Genomic DNA, 20,786 nt, shown 5'->3' on the forward strand with positions numbered 1-20,786 from the left:
AAAATGATTGTTGCTATGCCCAGCGTAGTGTTCATAATAATGCCTTGTTGCTAGAATTATAGTAAACACTTGATATTCAGTAGTTTAATTGTTGCCCATTTTGGAAGGTGGTGTAGATAAATTCCACACTTTGTCCATATAGGTAGCAATAAAATAACTTTCTGTGTTTCAGTAGGGTTACATCGATAAATTAGGGTTTAAATACCTGAAAAAAAACATTGAATTTGAAGTAGCAGAATTTCTAGAATTGTTTAGCTTTACAAAAATTTTTATAAAAGTATGTGTGGAATAGTAGGATATATAGGACATAGACAGGCTTGGACAGTGGTCCTGAAAGGCCTCAAGCGATTAGAATACCGTGGATATGATAGCGCAGGTATTGCATTAATTAACGAAGCCGGAGACTTAAATATTTACAAAAAAGCCGGTAAAGTTGTTGAACTTGAAAAATACAGTACAGATAAAGATAAATCTGGTACTATTGGAATGGGACATACCCGTTGGGCTACCCATGGTGAGCCTTCGGATAGGAATTCTCATCCACATATATCCAATAATGGTAGATTATCTATCATCCATAATGGAATTATAGAAAACTATTCAGTTCTTAAAGAAGAGCTGTTAACCAGGGGACATGAATTTAAAAGCGATACTGATACTGAAGTATTGATTCACCTGATAGAAGAAATTTATAAACTGGAAAATGTTGACTTGCTTGAAGCAGTTAGACTTGCTTTGCAGGAGGTGACTGGTGCTTACGCGATTGTAATAGTTGATCAGGATAATCCGGATCAGTTAATTGCTGCCCGTAAAGGAAGTCCAATGGTAATTGGTGTAGGCGAAGGTGAATATTTCATTGCATCAGATGCTTCTCCTATTATAGAGTACACTAAAAATGTAATCTATATGAACGACAACGAGATCGCTCTGGTAACCAGAGAGGAACTGTTGGTGAAAAGATTAGACAACGTAGTTCAGACACCCGTTATCCAGGAGCTTGAAATGAAACTTGACATGCTTGAGAAGGGCGGTTACGAACATTTCATGCTCAAAGAAATATATGAGCAAAGCAGATCAATCCGTGATTGTATGCGTGGACGTATCTACCCTAATGAGGGTTTGGTGCAGCTAGGTGGTATAAAGGAGTATGCTGATAAGCTTAAAAATATTGATAGAATTATTATCGTAGCATGTGGAACCTCATGGCATGCCGGTCTGGTTGGCGAGTATCTGATTGAAGAATATGCCCGCATACCGGTGGAAGTTGAATATGCTTCTGAATTCCGCTACCGTAATCCAATTATTACTGAGAAGGATGTCGTAATTGCAATTTCCCAGTCCGGTGAGACTGCAGATACGATGGCTGCTATAGAGATGGCTAAGGAAAAAGGAGCGACCATCTTCGGTGTTTGTAATGTAGTTGGGTCGTCTATTCCACGTTTGACTCATGCAGGGGTTTATACCCACGCCGGACCAGAAATTGGTGTTGCTTCTACAAAAGCATTTACTGCACAAGTAACGGTCTTGACGCTGATGGCGTTCTATATGGCTCAGCAAAAAGGTACTTTAACCCAGGCTAAATTAGTTGAATTACTAACTGAACTGGACTGCATTCCTGATAAGGTAGCGAAGGCCTTGGAATCAAACGCGCTTATAGAAGAAATTGCTGCTAAGTTCAAAGATTCCCGTAATTGTCTTTTCCTCGGACGTGGAAGTGGTTTCCCGGTAGCTCTTGAAGGTGCATTAAAACTGAAAGAGATCTCATATATCCATGCTGAAGGTTATCCTGCTGCAGAAATGAAACATGGTCCAATTGCTTTGATTGATGAAGAGATGCCAGTTGTAGTTATTGCAACGAAAAACTCTTCTTACGAAAAGGTAATTAGTAATATTCAAGAAGTAAAAGCCAGAAAGGGTATCGTTCTCGCTATTGTTACCGAAGGCGATACAGAAGTTCGTAAAATGGCTGATTACTGTATTGAAATTCCAGACTCAAGTGAAGCATTTTTGCCTCTGCTAGCTACAATTCCATTGCAGTTATTGTCTTATCACATTGCATTGATGAGAGGTTGTAATGTAGATCAGCCGAGAAATCTGGCTAAATCTGTTACCGTAGAATAGTATAGCTAATCTAAATTTTTAAAGAGGTCGCATCATTGATAAAATGATCGACCTCTTTTTTTTTTCACAATTAGGGCTTTAGGCCATAGCGATGTTTGAATTTAAGAGCTGCCTGACCTTAACCATGTTGTTAATTCCTGAAATAAGTATACCGGTTAGCTCGCTTTACGCTAAAAGGCTATTGAGCCGGTATTGATAGGGTGTTCAGTCGGTCATTGGGTATATCAACACCGACTCAACACCGTATCAATACCCTATCAATACCGTCTCAAGCTTTAACAATATCCGAATGTGAATGCAGATGTCCATACTTCTTCAGCGAACGAAAAAAGGTCGGAAAGAGAATTCTTTCCGACCTTTTTTGGTCTTAATCCGATAAATAAGTTAGGATGCTATTGTTGCGGTTGTTCTGCTTACAGTCATTTTGCGGATAGTCTGCATAATTGCCTGTTTATCGTAACCACATATATTCCATAGCTCTGCCTGCTCTCCATGCTCAATGAATTCATCTGGAATTCCCAGACGTACAACCTGAACATGATAGTTATGGTCAGCCATAAATTCTAACACTGCTGAACCCATTCCGCCTTGGAGGCAACCGTCTTCAACGGTAATTATTTTCTGGTATCTTTTGCATACATCATGCAATAAAACTTCGTCAAGAGGTTTAACAAAACGCATGTCATAATGTGCAGGATGTATACCTTCACTATTTAGCTCTTTGCAGGCCTGTACAGCGAAATTGCCAACATGTCCTATCGTAAGAATCGCGACATCTTCACCATCGCATATTTTCCTGCCTTTACCAACTTCCATCGCTTTTAACGGGCGCTTCCAGTCTGTGAGCACACCATTTCCTCTTGGGTAACGAATAGAAAAAGGACCTTGATCTTCCAGTTGAGCTGTAAACATCATGTTTCTTAACTCTTCTTCGTTCATAGGCGCAGAAACAATCATGTTTGGTATGGAGCGCATGTAAGCGAGGTCGTAAGCACCATGATGTGTTGCACCATCTGCACCTGCAAGACCTGCGCGGTCAAGGCAGAAGACAACATTAAGGTTCTGTATAGCAACGTCGTGAATTACCTGGTCATATGCCCTTTGCATAAAACTGGAATAAATATTACAGAAAGGAACAAGTCCCTGAGTAGCCAGGCCAGCTGAGAAGGTAACTGCATGCTGTTCGGCAATACCGACGTCAAAAGCACGTTCAGGCATCGCTTTCATCATGATGTTCATGGATGAACCGGAAGGCATGGCTGGTGTAATACCTACTATTTTTTTATTTTGTTCTGCGAGTTCGACCAACGTATGGCCGAATACGTCCTGATATTTTGGTGGCTGAGGTTTGTCAGGTAGAGATTTTTTAATCTCACCAGTAATTTTATCGAACAGACCGACTGCGTGCCATTTGGTTTGATCTTTCTCCGCTAGCGCGAATCCTTTGCCTTTTACAGTTACACAATGCAGTAGTTTTGGGCCAGGAATATCTTTCAGATCTTTTAGGATAGCTGCCAGGTTTTTAACGTCATGACCATCTACCGGTCCGAAGTAACGGAAGTTAAGCGCTTCAAAGAGATTACTCTGTTTGAGCAGAGTACCCTTAATACTTTTCTCAATCTTCTTTACAAATTTATGGGCGTTAGGTCCGAGTTCCGATAATTTAATCAGTACACTGGAAATATCATCTCTGAAGCGATTGTAAGACTTTGACGTTGTAATGGTCGTTAGATATTCCTTTAATGCACCAACATTGGGGTCAATGGACATACAGTTATCATTGAGGATAACCAGCAGATTAGAGTTTTCAATCCCTGCATGGTTGAGCCCTTCAAATGCCAGGCCTGCAGTCATAGCACCATCTCCGATAACAGCTACATGCTGCCTGTCATTTTCTCCTTTGTAATGGGATGCGACAGCCATACCTAAAGCTGCAGAAATAGAAGTTGAAGAATGCCCTACGCCAAATGTATCATATTCGCTTTCTGAGATTTTCGGGAAGCCGCTGATACCGTTGAGGATCCGGTTCGTATGAAATAAATCCTTACGGCCGGTAAGAATCTTATGTCCGTAAGCCTGATGGCCAACGTCCCAGACCAATTTGTCATAGGGTGTGTTTAATACATAATGCAGGGCTACTGTAAGCTCTACAACACCTAAACTGGCACCAAAATGACCGCCATTCGTGCTCACTACATCTATGATATATTGGCGCAGTTCCTGACTGATCTGTTCCAGGTCTTCTTCTTTATACTGCTTAAGATCAGCAGGATAATTTATGTTCGGTAGTAATGGAGAGTTGAAGTTTTCCATGTAATTTTTAGTAGACAACAATATACAAAGTACGGTATTATTGTTAATAAAACCGCAAACTATTAGGCAATAAGGTTGCCAGAACTGATTCGAATTGATTAAATGCGTTTTTTGACTGTTATTTTAAGCTAAAAATTGATTAATTTTACGAAAATATACTTTGATAAATGGAACGAGATACTTTAATTTTTGATTTGATTGACAGGGAATTAGACCGTCAGGAAAATGGCCTTGAACTGATTGCTTCAGAAAATTTTGTGAGTAAGCAGGTAATGGAAGCTGCGGGCTCAGTATTAACTAATAAATATGCCGAAGGTCTTCCGGGCAAACGTTATTATGGCGGTTGTGAAGTTGTCGATGAGGTTGAGAAAATTGCAATAGACCGTGCTAAACAGTTATTTAATGCAGCTTGGGTAAATGTTCAGCCACATTCTGGTGCACAAGCAAATGCCGCAGTAATGCTGGCAGTATTGCAGGCAGGAGATAAAATCCTGGGTTTTGATCTTTCACATGGGGGACACCTTACACATGGTTCACCTGTTAATTTCTCTGGAAAATTATATCAACCGTTATTCTACGGGGTTGTTAAAGAAACCGGTAGAATTGATTATGCAAAATTGGAAGAAGTAGCTTTGGCAGAACGTCCGAAACTAATTATTTGTGGAGCATCTGCCTATTCCAGAGAGTGGGATTACGCATTTATCCGTAGTGTAGCTGATAAAATTGGTGCTTTGGTGTTGGCTGATATTTCTCATCCGGCCGGCTTTATTGCACGTGGATTGTTAGAGAACCCACTACCACACTGCCATATAGTGACTACAACTACCCATAAAACATTACGTGGCCCTCGTGGTGGAATGATAATGATGGGTAAAGATTTCGAAAATCCTTTCGGACTGAAAACGCCTAAAGGTGAGACCAGAATGATGTCTTCAGTTTTGGACATGGCTGTATTCCCTGGTACACAAGGTGGTCCGCTTGAGCACATTATTGCGGCTAAGGCGATCGCTTTCGGTGAGGCACTTTCAGATGATTATCTGGTTTACATTAAACAAGTGCAGTCCAATGCTCAGGCGATGGCTAAAGCTTTTGTAAGCAGAGGTTATGGTATTATTTCAGGAGGTACAGACAATCACTTAATGCTTATCGATCTTCGAAATAAAAATATAACAGGTAAGGTTGCTGAAAATGCACTTGAAAAAGCAGATATTACTGTAAATAAGAACATGGTGCCTTTTGATGACAAATCACCCTTTGTTACTTCAGGTATCCGTGTAGGAACTGCTGCGATTACTTCCAGAGGATTTAAAGAAGCAGATATGGAGAAAATTGTAGACCTTATCGATCAGGTAATCAGTAATCCTGAAGATGAAGCACACCTTGCAGCTGTAAAAAGCCAGGTTATTGCTCTGGTATCCGATTTCCCACTTTATAAATAATAATTAATTGCAGGTCCAGCATGTCTCTCAGTTCAGGTTTATATTCAGGTGGCGATAGAAATTTACACGCTGCAGATGCAGTGGGTTCCGGATATGCTGCTGAAGACAAATCTTTCGAAAGGCTAACCCAGCTTACGTCTGCAATTTTTAATATACCCATTGTCTGTATCACCTTATTGGATAAAGACAGGCAATGGGTTAAATATTCGAACTGCGTTATCCCGCAGGATATCTCTATCGAAAATTTTCTATGCCGCTATACACTCAATAACCTTGAGCTTTTTGAAGTTCCGGATGCATTAGAAGATAACAGATTCTCTAATCTGCGGCTGGTAACTCAGGAACCATTTGTTCGTTATTACGCAGGAGTTCCATTGACAGATGCCAAAGGCGAAGTTTTTGGTACACTTAGCCTGTTTGATATCAAACCCCGCGAACTTCATGAAGATCAGAAAGAAATTCTAATGGGTCTGGCTAGTCAGGTCATGGTTACAATTGAACTGGTTAAGAAGCAACAATTACTGGATTATAATACCTGGCGTTTTCAGGAATTACTTGAAATAACGAAGGTTTCACCTGAGATCCACTGCGTAATGGATTTTAATGGCAAAATCAGATATATCAATGAGGCTGTAACTAGCTTGCTGGGTTATGATATTGAGGAGGCCATGAATTTGAATCCGCTTCATATTTGCTATGAAGACGATATTCCGCTGATGCTTGAGACCATCCGAAAAGTTTTTAAAGGGAGGGAAAGAGAATTCAGAGTTGACTTTCGTCTGGTGACTAAAAAGAATACAGTGAAATGGATCAGCTGGAACCTTGTCGCTAAAAGTAACCGCCTTTATATATATGGACGGGACATTACTGTAAGTAAAAGAGTAGAGGCGGAGCTGACCAAATTATCTTTTGTGGCTAGTAAGGTGAATAATGGTGTGATTATCAACGATGCTAATAACCGGGTGACCTGGGTTAATGATGCTTTTGAAAAAATCACAGGGTTTACTCTTGAAGATTTGAAAGGGAAAAGACTTGGCGATATGATCAATGGTCCCAATACAGATTTAGCACTTCTGGAAAGAGTGAGAGAACTGACCGAGCAGCGGCAGTCCTTCACGATTGACATGTTGGCTTATCGGAAAGACAAACAAGAGATCTGGTTATCTGTATATAATACAGTCGTGATGAATGATCAGGGCGAGGTCGATACCGAAGTGGAAATTATTATTGACATTACAGAGAAAAAGAGAGCTGAAAAAGAGCTTCAGGTACTTTCGCTGGTAGCTAGCAAGACTGATACAGGAGTTAGCCTTCAGGATAAGGAAGGGAATATAACCTGGGTTAATCAGAGTCTGGAAAGACTAACTGGTTACTCTTTGGAGGAACTTCGTGGAAGGATGCTGGGAGATGTAATTTCCTCGCATTTTGAAGATCAGGAACTGATAGCGGATGCGCGAGCTAAAAGCAAAAATAATCAAAGCTATACTATCGAAGTTCTTGCTGAGAAGAAAGATGGTTCTGCTGTCTGGCTGTCTGTCTCGAATACACCTATTATCGATAGTAAGGGGGTTGTAGAAAGACAGATCGAACTGATTTCTGATATCACGCAACGTAAACAAGTGGAAAAGGAGACTATTGAAGCGAAGGAGCAAGCGTTGAAGCTGAGTCAGGCAAAAGAAATGTTCCTTTCAGTAATGAGCCACGAAATTCGCACGCCATTAAACGCGGTGATAGGAATGACTCATTTACTATTAGATAACGACCCCAAATCGTCTCAGATTGACGACTTGAATTTGCTTAAATTCTCCGGGGAGAACCTTTTGCATATCATAAATGATATTCTTGATTTTACTAAGATGGAAACAGGTAAAATGGAACTCGAAGTCTTTCCTTTCAACCTGAAAACACTAGCTAATGATATTATCAATAGTTTACAGGTAAACGTCAGGAAGAGGGGAAACGAGTTGGTGCTTAAATATGATCCTGCTATTCCTGATATGCTAACCGGCGACAAAAGCCGTTTATACCAGATTTTGATGAATTTTCTGGGTAATGCTATTAAATTTACAGATCACGGTGTGGTTCAGTTGAGAATGATGCTGCTCGAAAATCATGAGCGAAAGGTCAAAGTGCGTTTTGAAATAGAAGATAATGGGATTGGAATTCCTAAGGATAAACAGCATTATATATTTGAGGTTTTTACGCAGGCTAAAACGGATATATCCCGCAAGTATGGTGGAACAGGATTAGGGCTCGCAATTACCAAAAAACTGTTGAAGCTTTTTAATTCAGAAATAACTGTTGAAAGTGAGGAAGGCCAGGGTACGACCTTCAGCTTTGAAATTACTTTTAATAAAGCTGCAGAACAGTCCGATCAACCTGGTTTGGACAACGGAATATCTATATTTATAGGCAGACGGATTCTTGTTGTCGACGACAATGACATCAATATTTTAATTGCGAAAAGAATTCTTAGTAAATGGGGGCTAGAAGTAGAATCTGCAATCAATGGTTACGAAGCCATTGAAAAGATCATGAAAGAAAACTTTGACCTGATATTTATGGATATAAAAATGCCGGGAATTGACGGTTTTGAAACGACGAGTATAATACGAGATATTCGTGGAGATTATTACAAATCTTTACCGATTATAGCACTTACCGCTTCCACTTTGAAAAATGATCACTTTAAATTTATTGAATGCGGAATGAATGGACATGTTCTTAAACCATTTAATCCTGATGAGATTAAGAATTTGCTGTATGATGTTTTTTCAGAACAATACCCTCTTTATCAGAAAGATTGAGGCTATCCTATAAAAGGATAAAGGGCCGATATTCCCATTAGAAATATCGACCCTTACCATCTAAATTAACGCTCTCATATATATAAACGGCACTTATTACGATTTATTCTGTTAACCGGTTTTTTATTTATTGTAGCACTTTAATTGCGAGTAATGCAGAATCAGGATGTCCAGGCGAGGGCAGCAATACTGATTCGACTGAAGCCTCTTTCCTGTAAAGTTCTTGCACAGGATTCCAGTGTTGCGCCAGTGGTAACTACGTCATCTACAATTAAGATGGAGAATTCCTGATTTTCCTCAGCTTTTGATATAAAACCATCCTTTACATTTAAGTATCGTGCGTACCGGCCTTTTCTGGTTTGTGTGCTTTTACTTTTTCCCGTTTTAAGCAGATCTTCACGTACATGACTGTTTGCGGCGTCTGCCACACCATTAGCGATATATGTACATTGATTATAGCCGCGGCTTCGTATTTTTGAGGCACTGCCTGGCACTGGTACGATAAAATCAGGGACTTCGAATATATGGGATTGTTTTATCGTTAATCCGAGCATGAAACCCATTTGATAAGCAAGGTCCGACTGACCTTTATATTTTAATTGATGAATTATTTTTCTTGCTTTTCCGCATCGCTTAAAATATAGTAAAGCAGTGGCTTGCTGCAGCATAACCCTACCCCAGAATAATCTGTAGAGTGGGTTGTTTTTATAAAATTCAAACCGTGTAAGGGGCAGGTCGTACAAGCAGTATAGGCAGATATGCCTTTCTGATGTCTGCAATACTATGGAACATGCGCTGCAATATCTTGGCAAGAGGAGTTCCAGTAAGTCAGAATATATAGAAGTAAAAAGGGGCATCTACGAATGTAGTGCCCCTTTTTATTATAATGTTAACCTCATTTAGTTTTGTTCTTCTTTTACAGCCAGTTGTCCGCAGGCAGCGTCAATATCTTTACCGCGGCTTCTTCTGATATTTGTATTTACACCCTGGCTTTTAAGATATTTTGCAAAGGCATCTATTTTATCTCCTTCTGCGTTGATGAAATCCGCAAATTGAATAGGGTTATATTCAATCAGGTTTACCTTGCAGGGAACATGTTTACAGAACCTGGCTAAATCCATTGCATCCTGAATTTCGTCATTGAAATTATTGAATACTATATATTCATAAGTAACAGGATTCTTAGTTTTTGCGAAATAATATTTTAAAGCATCAGCCAGTGCCTTCAATGAATTATGTTCTGATATTGGCATAATTTCATTTCGTTTTACATCGTCTGCAGCATGTAAAGACAAGGCAAGGTTAAACTTTGCACCGTCGTCCCCAAGTTTACGGATCATCTTAGCGATACCTGCAGTAGATACAGTGATTCTTTTATAAGACATATTCAGGCCATCCGGAGCGGTAATGCGCTCAATGGATTTCATCATATTAGCATAGTTCAGGAGCGGTTCGCCCATACCCATGTATACAATGTTTGTAAGCGGGAGTTTGTAATTGAGTTTAGCCTGCTGGTCAATAAGGACGACCTGATCATAGATCTCATCTGCATTGAGATTCCGTTTTCTGTCCATGTAGCCAGTTGCACAAAATTTGCAGGTAAGACTGCAGCCAACCTGTGAACTTACACAGGCAGTCATTCTCTCTTCCATCGGAATTAGCACACCTTCTACAATGTTTCCATCGTATAAACGGAATGCATTTTTAATGGTGTGGTCATTGCTGAATTGCGACTGATGCACCGACACGACATTGATAGCATAATTTTCATCAAGTTTCTTGCGAAGATCTTTAGAGAGGTTGCTCATTTCTTCAAATGAACGCGCAGATTTTTCCCATAACCATTGGTAAACCTGTTTAGCGCGGTAGGCCGGTTCTTTCATTTCCGCGAAATGCTGTTGTAATTCGGGAAGGTCCAGAGAACGAATATCGATTTTTGTAGTTGCAACCATTTGATGCAAAAATACTTAAAAATAATTATAAAAATAGTAAACACGCAGGTAATCAGCCAGTTTAGTGGGCTGATAAATAATCCGGATGTCAGTTTTTTAGCTTAGCGCTTTGGACTTTTGACTTTTGCACCAGGTGCGCCTTGTCTGCCCTTACCGGGTTTTACAGGCCTGCGGCTTGGTCCGTTGCTTTTATTCCAGTCTGTAGCTGCGGCTGCCGGTGCTTGAAATGAAGAACCACCCGATGCTGGTTTGCCTGAACGAGGAGAAGAAGGTCCTTTGCCACCTCTTGCGGTACGTCCGGCAGGTATAGATTTACCTTTTCCTGGTGCTGACGGGCGCTTTCTTCCGGATTTTGGCGTAACGTTTACCAAATCTTCCTCTACTGCTTTTTCTTTTGATTTTTTTACAACTCTTTTTGGCGCTGCACTTCCACTTGATTTGGCGATCATCTGGTTAATTTCGGCCTGTTCCTCCGATGTGAGCTCACGCCATTCTCCGACAGGTAAACCTTTCAGACTGATGTTCATAATTCTCACTCTTTCCAGTTTGGTCACTTCAAATCCGAAATGCTCGCACATTCTTCTGATCTGTCTGTTGAGACCCTGAACCAATGTGATTCTGAAAATGAAAGGACTTTCTTTAACAACCTTACATTTTTTAGTCATCACGCCTAATACGGGAACACCTTTAGCCATATTTGTAAGGAACTGTTCTGTAATAGTTTTATTGACCGTTACGACATATTCTTTTTCATGACTATTTCCAGCACGAAGGATTTTGTTAACCAAATCTCCGTTGTTAGTCATGAATATAAGGCCTTGAGAATCCTTATCAAGTCTTCCGATTGGAAAAACGCGTTCACTATAATTAACGTAATCTACTATATTACTTTTTACGTCTGCTTCTGTCGTACTGGTTATCCCTACCGGTTTATTGAAAGCGAGCAGAACTGAATTCTCTGCTTCTTTAGGTTCAATAGTTTGTCCGTTTACAGAAACTACATCTCCAAAAAAGACCTGGTCTCCAACCTTGGCTTTTCTTCCATTAATAAATACATTTCCCTGTTCAATGTATCTGTCTGCTGCTCTCCTAGAGCACAGGCCGCTTTCGCTGATGTATTTATTTAATCGGGTTGTAGGATCGGACATAATTTTATTTAAAATAATATTTCGCAAAAATAATCAATTTATACAGCATTTACTGTATATGAGCTGTTGTTTAACGAATAAGTGTGTTTACATGCTATTTTTTACCTTTTTTATGCTAATTAAACGAATCTGATAAAGAAGTATATTTATTGTGCATTCTTTAAGCTTTCAGCAGAATAACCGTTATTTGCAGCATGAGTATTTATTTATCGGCATCTTTAGTCTGCCCTGTTAGCAGCCCTCCACTGGAGAATGGCGTGATTTCGGTAGATGATGACGGCAGGATTCTTGAACTTATTCCTGCCTGTATGGCAAAGGAAAGGAATTTGGAAGATGTCCGGTTTCTGGACGGAGTGCTAGTTCCCGGACTGGTGAATACCCATGTTCACCTTGAGCTTTCGCATCTTAAGGGCAAGGTTGAAGAAGGGACAGGTTTGCCCGGATTTGTCCGGCAGATCATAGAGCAGAGAGCTGCCGATGACAATGAAATATCAGAAGCTATGAAACTGGCTGATGCAGAACAGTATAGAAATGGTATTGTCGCTGCGGGAGATATATCAAATCAGTTGATTTCGAGGTCAGTAAAAATGGATAGTGCTATTTACTATCAGACCTTTGTAGAAACCATGGGGTTTAACCCGGCTATGGCAGATGAAATTATTGCACGTGTAAGGAAGCTTAAGCAAGATTTTCTGCCATTGACAGCTGCTATTGCTCCACATGCGCCTTATTCTGTGTCCAGACCACTTTTTGATCTTATCCGTGCTGAAGGTAATACAACATGCATCACTATTCATAATCAGGAAACAGCTGAAGAAAATCAGTTCTTCCAAAGGAAAGAGGGTCATTTCCTAGACCTTTACAAGTTTTTGGGTTTGGACATTTCTTTTTTTCAAGCTCAGCAACTCACATCCCTTCAATATTTTTTGCCTTTAATGCCCGACGACGTCCGGATATTATTAGTGCATAATACATTTACCAGTGCTCAGGATATAAAATTCGCTGTAGAAAGTGGAAAGGATATTTATTGGTGCCTATGTCCAAATGCTAATTTATATATAGAGAAACGTTTACCCAATCTGAAGCTGTTCAGACAGGAAGGGTTGAAGGTAACTTTGGGAACAGATAGCCTAAGCAGTAATCATCAGTTAAGTATTTTGGAAGAAATGAAGACTTTACATTTTCAGGCTGCTATACCTTTTGATGAATTGCTTCGTTGGGCGACGCTGAATGGTGCGAAGTTTTTGGGATTTGATCAGCAGTTGGGAAGTTTTGAAATAGGAAAGAAGCCTGGAATTAATTTGATTACCGATATGAAAGAAGGAACTTTACAGCCTGAGACTGCGATTCAACGTATTTTATAAAATGATAAAACAAGTCACCGAATTATTTCAAATCCGTTATCCGGTAATTCAGGCGGGTATGGTCTGGTGCAGTGGATGGAGATTAGCTGCGGCGGTATCAAATTCTGGTGGGCTGGGTGTTATTGGCGCAGGATCTATGTATCCCGAAGTACTGCGGACACATATCCGTAAAGCTTTTTTAGCGACGGACAAACCATTTGGTGTAAATGTGCCGTTATTATATCCGGATATAGATCTTCTCATACAAGTATTGATTGACGAAGGGATTAAAATTGTAATTACGTCTGCTGGAAATCCTGCAACCTGGACCTCCCGGTTAAAAGCAGAAGGGATGACTGTTGTACATGTGGTGTCAAATACGAAGTTTGCTTTGAAGGCCGAATCTTGTGGTGTAGATGCAGTGATTGCGGAAGGATTTGAAGCAGGTGGCCATAATGGTCGTGAAGAAACAACAACTCTGTGTTTAATTCCGATGGTATGCGCAAAGCTTAAGATTCCGGTAATAGCTGCAGGAGGGATCGGTTGTGGTAAAAGTATGCTTGCGGCGTTCGCATTAGGTGCTTCCGGGGTACAGGTAGGTTCTGCTTTTGCTGTGGCGGCAGAATCATCTGCACATGAGGCATTTAAAGCACGTATAATCGCTTCAGCAGAAGGCGATACCCGGTTGCAGTTAAAAAAGCTGGTGCCTGTAAGATTATTGAAGAACGAATTTGCAGTTCTGGTTGCTCAGGCAGAAGCTGCCGGGGCAGATGCAGATGAACTTGCCATCCTGCTTGGTCGTTCCCGTGCTAAAAAGGGAATGTTTGAAGGCGACCTTAAAGAAGGAGAGTTGGAGATCGGACAGGTATCAGCAATGCTAGGTGAGATCAGACCGGCCGCAGATATATTAAATGATATCTGGAGCGGATTCCTTGAGGCAAGAAAAAGGATTTGCAATCAGGATTTTAACCAGCTCTAGTAACATCATATAGATTAGAAATTAAAAATAATGAAACATTTAAGAATAAAAATTACCGGCCGGGTGCAGGGTGTATCATTTCGTTATACAACTAAGGTTGTGGCCGATCAGATGGGGATTCGCGGAATTATTAAGAATGAGAAAGACGGAAGCGTTTACATTGAGGCTGAAGGAGACGATACGTTACTGGAAGTGTTTTTGGAGTGGTGCAATGAAGGTCCGGACCGTTCAATAATCGAAAAGGTTGAAACTGAACCCGCTGAACTCAAAAACTATCGTAATTTTGAGGTTATTAAAAAACAACGCTAAACATCTAAGCCCCGCCTGTGTCAGTCATTAAGAAATTCCTGGGTCAAACTGCTGTTTACGGCATTAGTACCGTCTTGTCCAGGCTGCTCAATTTTATCCTAACGCCCATATACGTGAAAGTATATGCTCCGGCTGTTTACGGGATTTTCACAACAATGTACAGTTATGCTTCTATGATCAATGCAATACTTGCATTCGGGATGGAAACGACTTATTTCCGCTACCTTAATAAATATGAGGATAAGAAACAAGAGGTTTATAACAACACATTTATATGCATTGCATTTATTGCGGGCTTATTCCTCATCAGTGGCTTAGTCTTTACCGATTTAATTGCCGGCTGGATTAATAGGGGTACTGTCGCTAATCTTGAAGAATACAAAGGCTTTATACGACTGTTCGTGTGGCTGTTGTTCATCGATGCAATTTGTGTGATCCCTTTTGCCAAGATCAGGGCGGACGGAAGAGCATTAAAATACAGTTTGATTAAATTTTTAAATATTGGCGGATTTGTAGGCTTTAACCTGATTTTTATTTTCCTTATTCCTATGCTTATCCGCCAGGATGGGGCATTGGGCGTTTGGTTAGCTAGCTGGTACCAACCAAAATGGGTGGGTTATGTTTTTATATCCAATTTGATGGCTAGTGGGATAACAATGATTATGCTGCTTCCGGAATTTCTTCAGCTGCGGTTTAAATTCGATAAAAAACTCTTTGTAAAGATGTTCTCTTACAGCTGGCCGATACTCATTGCCAATCTTTCCTTTATCGTAAACGAAAATCTCGATAAAATAGTCCTTAGTCAGTTACTGCCTAAAGCTATTGCAGACGTAGATGTTGGTATTTATGGAGCGGTTTGTAAGATCGCTATGTTTATGAGTATTTTCATTACAGCCTTCAGACTCGGGGCAGAGCCATTTTTCTTCAGCCATGCTAAACAAGCCAATGCCCGGAAAACCTATGCAATGATACTTCAATATTTCGTCATTGTACTGGCGTTGCTTTTTGTTGCGCTGGTTGCTAATATTGAAATCCTTAAGTATTTTATTGTCCGGGGTAAAGGCGATCCGGGCAGTTATTGGGTTGGTTTGCCCGCGGTACCCTTTTTGCTTTTTGGGTATGTGTGCCTGGGTATTTATACAAATCTTTCCATCTGGTACAGACTTTCTGATCAGACCCGTTTCGGTTTATACATCTCGGTGGTAGGAGCCGTGTTAACAATCGTGCTAAATTTTCTACTGATTCCAAAGTTCAGCTATATGGGGTCTGCCTGGGTTTCTATGATTGCATACCTCAGTATGATGGTCATCTCCTATGTACTGGGGCAGAAATATTATCCGATACCCTATCAATTAAAAAGAATCATTATCTATCTTTTGACATCAGTGATACTGGTGATCCTCTCATTTTGGGTATTCCATAGGAATATCTATATTGGAAATGCGATGCTGATAGCCTTTATGGCGGCTATCTGGTGGGCAGAAAAAGAACAGCTCCGGACGTTGCTGTTCAGGAAAAAACAGAATTAATAAGAACTAAATACATATATAATGCAGATTAAAATTATCAACAAATCAGGAATGGCTTTGCCACAGTATGAAACAGCTCATGCCGCAGGGATGGATATGAGAGCTTTTGTTGAATCAGAAATTATAATTAAACCTTTACAGCGTATTTTGATTCCAACAGGTCTGCATATTGAACTTCCGGTTGGATTTGAAGCTCAAATTCGTCCACGCAGCGGCTTGGCTTATAAGCATGGAATTAGCATTGTTAATGCGCCCGGAACAATTGATGCAGATTATCGCGGTGAGATTAAAGTTTTGTTAATTAATTTATCTGACACGGATTTTGTGGTGCAAAACGGAGACCGTATTGCGCAGATGGTAATTGCAAAACATGAAACGGTGCAGTGGGATTCAGTAGAAGAACTGTCGGACACAGACCGTGGAGCCGGCGGTTACGGTCATACCGGAAAATAAACAGCTCTCCTGAAAGGGAGGAGGATTAAAGGGAGGAAAAGATGAGAATAGTGCATAAAAATTATTGGCTTTTGCTACTGGTTTTTACCACGCTTACTGCGTGCAAGGCCAAAAAGCAATTAGTGAAGGTACCTGATGAAGGGGCAAAAGTGCCTGTGAATAAGTTGAAAGAGGAGAATCTCAGGATGTTGCGTTCGAAAGATATTCCATTTAATACCTTATCTATGAGGGGCAAAGCTACCCTGGACATGAATGGTAATTCAAACCAGGTAACTATGACAGTACGTATTCAGAAGAATGAAAAGATCTGGGTAAGCCTGACGGCAATTGCAGGTATTGAAGTAGCCAGAGCATTGATTACACCCGATAGTATTCTTGTGCGTAATAATATCCAGGCGGTTGGAATCAGAAAACCATTTAGCTATTTATATCGCTTTAGCACAGCGCAGCTTAACTTCAATATGCTACAGTCGGTACTTACAGGCAATACGATTGCTGAGCTTATGCTGCCCGAGGTCGATCTTCAAAGTGACGCAGGTGTTTTTAAGCTTGACGGAAGACAAGCCGGACTGGGTTACTCAATCCTTTTTAATACTTTGTTTAAACCCGGGGAGCTTTTGCTTAATGATGTCAAAGCAGGCCAGGCAATGAAGGTCGTCTACTCAGAATACCAGCAGGTAACCGATGCAGTTTTGCCGACGGTATTGAGGATAAATTCGCAAAGCGGTAACAAAAAGACCAATATCTCATTGGACTTCACAAAAATAGATCGCAATGTTCAATTAGATTTTCCGTTTAGTCTTCCAAAGAGGTTTGAGATAATAAACTAAAAAAATTTATACTTTTGATGTAATGAAGCTACACAAATTACTGTTATTTCTTTTGTTTGTTACGTTTGCGTCTTCTGCTGTAGCACAAAGCAGTTCCCAACTAAAAAAGAAGAAAGAAGCTATTCAGCGCGAAATTGAACTTTTACAGAAAAATCTGAATAAGGCCGCACAGAGTAAAAAACTAACTCTAGGTGAGATTAATGCGCTGAATGCGAAGATTCGATTGATGCAGAGTAAGATTGGCGTGATCAATTCTGAAATCAAGAATCTTGATAGCGAAATCCATGAGAACACAAATACCGTACATTCTTTACAGACCCAGCTTTCTCAGTTGAAGAAAGAATATGCAGGTATGATCAGATTTGCGCAGCGAAACAGAAACTCGTATGATAAGATGATGTTCATTTTCGCTGCGAGTGACTTTAATCAGGCATATAAGCGGATTAAGTATCTGCAGCAGTTCGGTCAGTATAGAAAGAAACAGGCAGATTATATTCAGGGTACAGAAAAAAGCCTGAAGTATAAGATCGTTATTCTAGATAAAAGTTTGAAAGAGAAGAGTAATCTTCTGAAAGAACAGGAGAATGAGCAGAATAAATTGGCTAAGAACAAAACTGAGCAGGCTTCAGTACTCAATAAGTTCAGCAGGCAGGAAAAACAATTTAGTAAAGATATTGCTACGCGGAAGAGACAACAGGCAGCAATAGACAGGCAGATACGGAATGCAATTCAGCGTGAGATTGCTCTGGCAAGAAAACGTGCAGAAGAAGAAGCCAGGATTGCTGCAGCTAAAGCTAGAGCAGACAATAAACCTGCTCCTGCAGAGAAGCCAAAGACGACAACAAACTATTTGACTGCTACACCGGAGGCTGCGAAGCTTTCTGCAGGATTTGAAAATAACAGAGGCCGTTTACCATGGCCCGTAGGATCTGGTACAATTACAGAGAACTTCGGCAGGCATACGGAAGGACAGGCAGGTTATACTAATGATGGAGTGAATATAATGACTGCAGATGGCGCCGCTGTACGGGCTGTTTTTAGCGGCGACGTTTTATTTGTAACGATGATGCAAGGAATTTACGTAGTCGCAATCCGTCATGGTGATTACTTCACTATCTATCAAAATTTACGTTCTGCAAATGTTGCAAAAGGCGATAAAGTAGAGACGCGTCAGACTATCGGTACCGTTGCCACGACCTCTGATGGCCCTATGCTTCACTTTGAAATTATGAGAGGCCAGGTAAAGCTGAATCCTGAGGCCTGGATAGCTAAATAAAAATTGCAGCTAAAATGTTTATATTTGTATATAATAAATGATAATTAATAATATGTATTCAGGTACGATAACAGAATTTTTAAATATGGGAGGCGGAGAAATCATGCTTATCCTGGCCGTTGTTTTACTCCTTTTCGGAGGAAAGAAATTGCCTGAGCTGGCCAGAGGCCTTGGTAAGGGAATTAAGGATTTTAAAGATGCTTCTGAAGGTGTCAAAAGAGAAATTCACCGGAATATCAATGCGATGGATATTGATGATGAACTGAAGAAGGATGAAACTCCTGCTTCTTCGTATACGGCAGCAGCCACTGCTCCGGTAACAGAAGAGCCGGTTGTTTACCCAGCTCCGGAAGGTGCAGTACCAGTTGATATGTCAAGAAGTACAGTACAGGAAGGGGATGCTTTAACGGAAGATCCGTCAGCTCCTGCCACCGCGGAACATACTACAGAAACAGAACCACAGAAAAATAATATTTAAACCAAATATCATGTTAAACACAACAATATTAGCAGCCCTGGGAACTCCAGAAATCGTAATCATTTTAGTCGTTGTCCTGCTGCTTTTTGGCGGTAAGAAAATTCCGGAACTGATGCGTGGATTAGGTAAAGGTGTGAAAGAATTTAAAGATGGAAAAGATGGTGCGGATGAAACCGTAGAATCAAACACCAACAATACACAAAAACCACTTTAATCTTAACCGGGAAACCTATTTCACCTCACCTGACAATTTGAAAAAGTATAAATCTCTTACGGAGGTACAATCACTGATCGAAAGTAAACAGCTTAATATGCCCGATTTACTGGCTTATTATCTGGATAAGATTCGTGAACAACCGGAACTCAATGCTTTCAACGAAGTGTTTGTCTCCTCTGCAACTGAACAGGCTGTAGCTGTACAGGAAAAGATTAATGCTGGCAAAGCCGGGCGTCTGGCTGGAATGGTGATCGGGATTAAAGATAATATTCTTTATAAAGACCATCAGACAACAGCATCCTCAAAAATGCTGGATGGATTTATAGCGCCTTATTCTTCTACAGTGGTAAGCAGGCTTTTAGCTGAAGACGCTGTAATTATAGGCAGACTTAACTGTGATGAATTCGCCATGGGCGGATCAAATGAAACCTCTTTTTTTGGTCCGGTGCGTAATGCGGCGGATAACCAGAGGGTTGCAGGAGGTTCTTCCGGCGGTTCTGCAGTGGCGGTTCAGGCAGATCTTTGTCTGGCTGCATTAGGTACCGATACAGGTGGTTCAGTACGTCAGCCCGCAGCATTTTGCGGTTGCTTCGGTTTAAAACCTACCTATGGTCGGATTTCCCGTTATGGGGTAATAGCTTATGCTTCTTCTTTCGATCAGGTTGGAACGCTAACATCATCAGTTAGTGATGCAGCGCTGTTAATGGAGATTTTAGCGGGAGCAGATGCGTACGATAGTACGGTTTCTGCGAAGTCAGTTCCAGTTTACAGCGAAGAACTGAATTCTCCTGGCAAACAGCGTATCGCGGTCCTTAAAGAGACGATGGAAAGTGAGGCACTTGATCCCGAAACTAAGCATGCAATATTGCAGGCAATTGCCGGGTTCAGAGCTGCGGGACATCAGGTAGACGAAGTCTCATTTGATCTGCTCGATTACCTTGTTCCTGCATACTATGTGCTTACTGCGGCGGAAGCGTCATCTAACCTGTCCAGATATGACGGTGTGCATTATGGTTACCGTAATCTGCAGGCTGAAAATCTAAATAGCTTATATAAAAAATCCAGAGCCGAAGGCTTTGGTACCGAGGTGAAACGGCGGATTATGCTAGGTACATTTGTATTGAGCGCCGGTTATTACGATGCTTATTACCAGAAAGCGCAGCAGGTCAGACGTCTGATCAGGGAGCGGGTAGAAGCATTATTTACCAATTACGATTTGATTCTTACTCCAGTTGCACCAACTCCTGCGTTTAAGATCGGAGAAAATATGCAGGATCCTCTGGTTATGTATATGGCCGATATATTCACAGTTCTACCCTCGTTAAGTGGTATCCCTTCGATAGCCGTTCCCCTTGGCAATAATCAGGCTGGTTTGCCGTTAAGTCTTCAATTGAGTGCAAAACACTTCAATGAGGGGCTTCTTCTTGCCTTTACTGCCGGATTTAAAGCCGAAGCCTATACCTAATCATATTTTTAATTAATACAGCTGTTTTGAACAGGCCTATGAAACCATCAGATACATATTCATTTTCAGATAGAATATTCTTACAACTGATGGTTTTCCTTTCTATGGCCGGATTTCAAGGTTCTTA

The 20,786-nt window shown here is 40.7% G+C and carries 17 protein-coding genes; 13 read left to right on the forward strand and 4 right to left on the reverse strand.

Annotation, left to right across the window (positions count from 1 at the left end; all coding sequences use genetic code 11):
- Nucleotides 1-279: 279 nt before the first annotated feature.
- Nucleotides 280-2,121, forward strand: coding sequence for a glutamine--fructose-6-phosphate transaminase (isomerizing) (gene glmS / locus BM192_RS12610; RefSeq protein WP_037439221.1), 1,842 nt, complete (start codon nucleotides 280-282; stop codon nucleotides 2,119-2,121).
- 384 nt (nucleotides 2,122-2,505) lie between these two features.
- On the opposite strand, the gene dxs is transcribed toward glmS, so the two are convergent.
- A complete protein-coding gene (gene dxs / locus BM192_RS12615; protein ID WP_037439222.1) occupies nucleotides 2,506-4,434 on the reverse strand; it encodes a 1-deoxy-D-xylulose-5-phosphate synthase in 1,929 nt (642 codons plus the stop codon).
- 167 nt (nucleotides 4,435-4,601) lie between these two features.
- On the opposite strand from dxs, the gene glyA reads away from it, so the two are divergent.
- Together glyA and BM192_RS12625 are read left to right on the forward strand one after the other, a co-directional pair.
- The gene (glyA, locus tag BM192_RS12620) at nucleotides 4,602-5,873 is read left to right on the forward strand and encodes a serine hydroxymethyltransferase (RefSeq protein WP_037439223.1); all 1,272 of its coding nucleotides are present in this window, start codon (nucleotides 4,602-4,604) and stop codon (nucleotides 5,871-5,873) included.
- 20 nt (nucleotides 5,874-5,893) lie between these two features.
- Entirely contained in the window at nucleotides 5,894-8,680 is a 2,787-nt protein-coding gene (locus BM192_RS12625) for a PAS domain S-box protein (RefSeq protein ID WP_051759720.1), read from the forward strand.
- Nucleotides 8,681-8,841: 161 nt separating this feature from the next.
- On the opposite strand, the gene BM192_RS12630 is transcribed toward BM192_RS12625, so the two are convergent.
- The 3 genes from BM192_RS12630 to rluF form a co-directional block, all read right to left on the reverse strand.
- A complete protein-coding gene (locus BM192_RS12630; protein WP_083401134.1) occupies nucleotides 8,842-9,348 on the reverse strand; it encodes a ComF family protein in 507 nt (168 codons plus the stop codon).
- Nucleotides 9,349-9,579: 231 nt separating this feature from the next.
- The gene (rlmN, locus tag BM192_RS12635; RefSeq protein ID WP_037439227.1) at nucleotides 9,580-10,632 is read right to left on the reverse strand and encodes a dual-specificity RNA methyltransferase RlmN; all 1,053 of its coding nucleotides are present in this window, start codon (nucleotides 10,630-10,632) and stop codon (nucleotides 9,580-9,582) included.
- Nucleotides 10,633-10,733: 101 nt separating this feature from the next.
- The gene (gene rluF / locus BM192_RS12640) at nucleotides 10,734-11,780 is read right to left on the reverse strand and encodes a 23S rRNA pseudouridine(2604) synthase RluF (protein WP_037439229.1); all 1,047 of its coding nucleotides are present in this window, start codon (nucleotides 11,778-11,780) and stop codon (nucleotides 10,734-10,736) included.
- Between the two features lie 194 nt (nucleotides 11,781-11,974).
- Here rluF and BM192_RS12645 point away from each other — a divergent pair, with 194 nt between their 5' ends.
- From BM192_RS12645 to gatA, 10 genes are read left to right on the forward strand one after another with little or no spacing between them, the layout of a single operon-like run.
- Complete coding sequence (locus tag BM192_RS12645) at nucleotides 11,975-13,144, forward strand: amidohydrolase family protein (protein WP_037439236.1); 1,170 nt, start codon at nucleotides 11,975-11,977, stop codon at nucleotides 13,142-13,144.
- A gap of 1 nt (nucleotide 13,145) precedes the next feature.
- The gene (locus BM192_RS12650) at nucleotides 13,146-14,102 is read left to right on the forward strand and encodes an NAD(P)H-dependent flavin oxidoreductase (protein ID WP_037439238.1); all 957 of its coding nucleotides are present in this window, start codon (nucleotides 13,146-13,148) and stop codon (nucleotides 14,100-14,102) included.
- A gap of 30 nt (nucleotides 14,103-14,132) precedes the next feature.
- Nucleotides 14,133-14,411 (forward strand): acylphosphatase, encoded by a 279-nt coding sequence (locus BM192_RS12655; RefSeq protein ID WP_037439240.1) that lies wholly within the window; start codon nucleotides 14,133-14,135, stop codon nucleotides 14,409-14,411.
- Nucleotides 14,412-14,428: 17 nt separating this feature from the next.
- Complete coding sequence (locus BM192_RS12660; protein ID WP_081857478.1) at nucleotides 14,429-15,940, forward strand: oligosaccharide flippase family protein; 1,512 nt, start codon at nucleotides 14,429-14,431, stop codon at nucleotides 15,938-15,940.
- A gap of 21 nt (nucleotides 15,941-15,961) precedes the next feature.
- Nucleotides 15,962-16,393 carry a dUTP diphosphatase gene (gene dut, locus BM192_RS12665; protein WP_037439242.1) on the forward strand — a complete coding sequence of 144 codons (432 nt, stop codon included), beginning with the start codon at nucleotides 15,962-15,964 and terminating at the stop codon, nucleotides 16,391-16,393.
- Between the two features lie 41 nt (nucleotides 16,394-16,434).
- Entirely contained in the window at nucleotides 16,435-17,223 is a 789-nt protein-coding gene (locus BM192_RS12670) for a lipoprotein insertase outer membrane protein LolB1 (RefSeq protein ID WP_037439244.1), read from the forward strand.
- 22 nt (nucleotides 17,224-17,245) lie between these two features.
- Nucleotides 17,246-18,499: a murein hydrolase activator EnvC family protein gene (locus BM192_RS12675; RefSeq protein ID WP_037439246.1), complete on the forward strand. Its 1,254-nt coding sequence runs from the start codon at nucleotides 17,246-17,248 to the stop codon at nucleotides 18,497-18,499.
- A gap of 37 nt (nucleotides 18,500-18,536) precedes the next feature.
- Nucleotides 18,537-18,977: a twin-arginine translocase TatA/TatE family subunit gene (gene tatA, locus BM192_RS20650; RefSeq protein ID WP_234797557.1), complete on the forward strand. Its 441-nt coding sequence runs from the start codon at nucleotides 18,537-18,539 to the stop codon at nucleotides 18,975-18,977.
- 10 nt (nucleotides 18,978-18,987) lie between these two features.
- Nucleotides 18,988-19,191: a Sec-independent protein translocase subunit TatA/TatB gene (locus BM192_RS12685; protein ID WP_037439248.1), complete on the forward strand. Its 204-nt coding sequence runs from the start codon at nucleotides 18,988-18,990 to the stop codon at nucleotides 19,189-19,191.
- A gap of 37 nt (nucleotides 19,192-19,228) precedes the next feature.
- Nucleotides 19,229-20,659 carry an Asp-tRNA(Asn)/Glu-tRNA(Gln) amidotransferase subunit GatA gene (gene gatA, locus BM192_RS12690; RefSeq protein ID WP_037439250.1) on the forward strand — a complete coding sequence of 477 codons (1,431 nt, stop codon included), beginning with the start codon at nucleotides 19,229-19,231 and terminating at the stop codon, nucleotides 20,657-20,659.
- Nucleotides 20,660-20,786 lie beyond the last annotated feature (127 nt).

This window comes from Pedobacter antarcticus, assembly GCF_900112985.1.
Taxonomy (GTDB): Bacteria; Bacteroidota; Bacteroidia; order Sphingobacteriales; family Sphingobacteriaceae; genus Pedobacter; species Pedobacter antarcticus.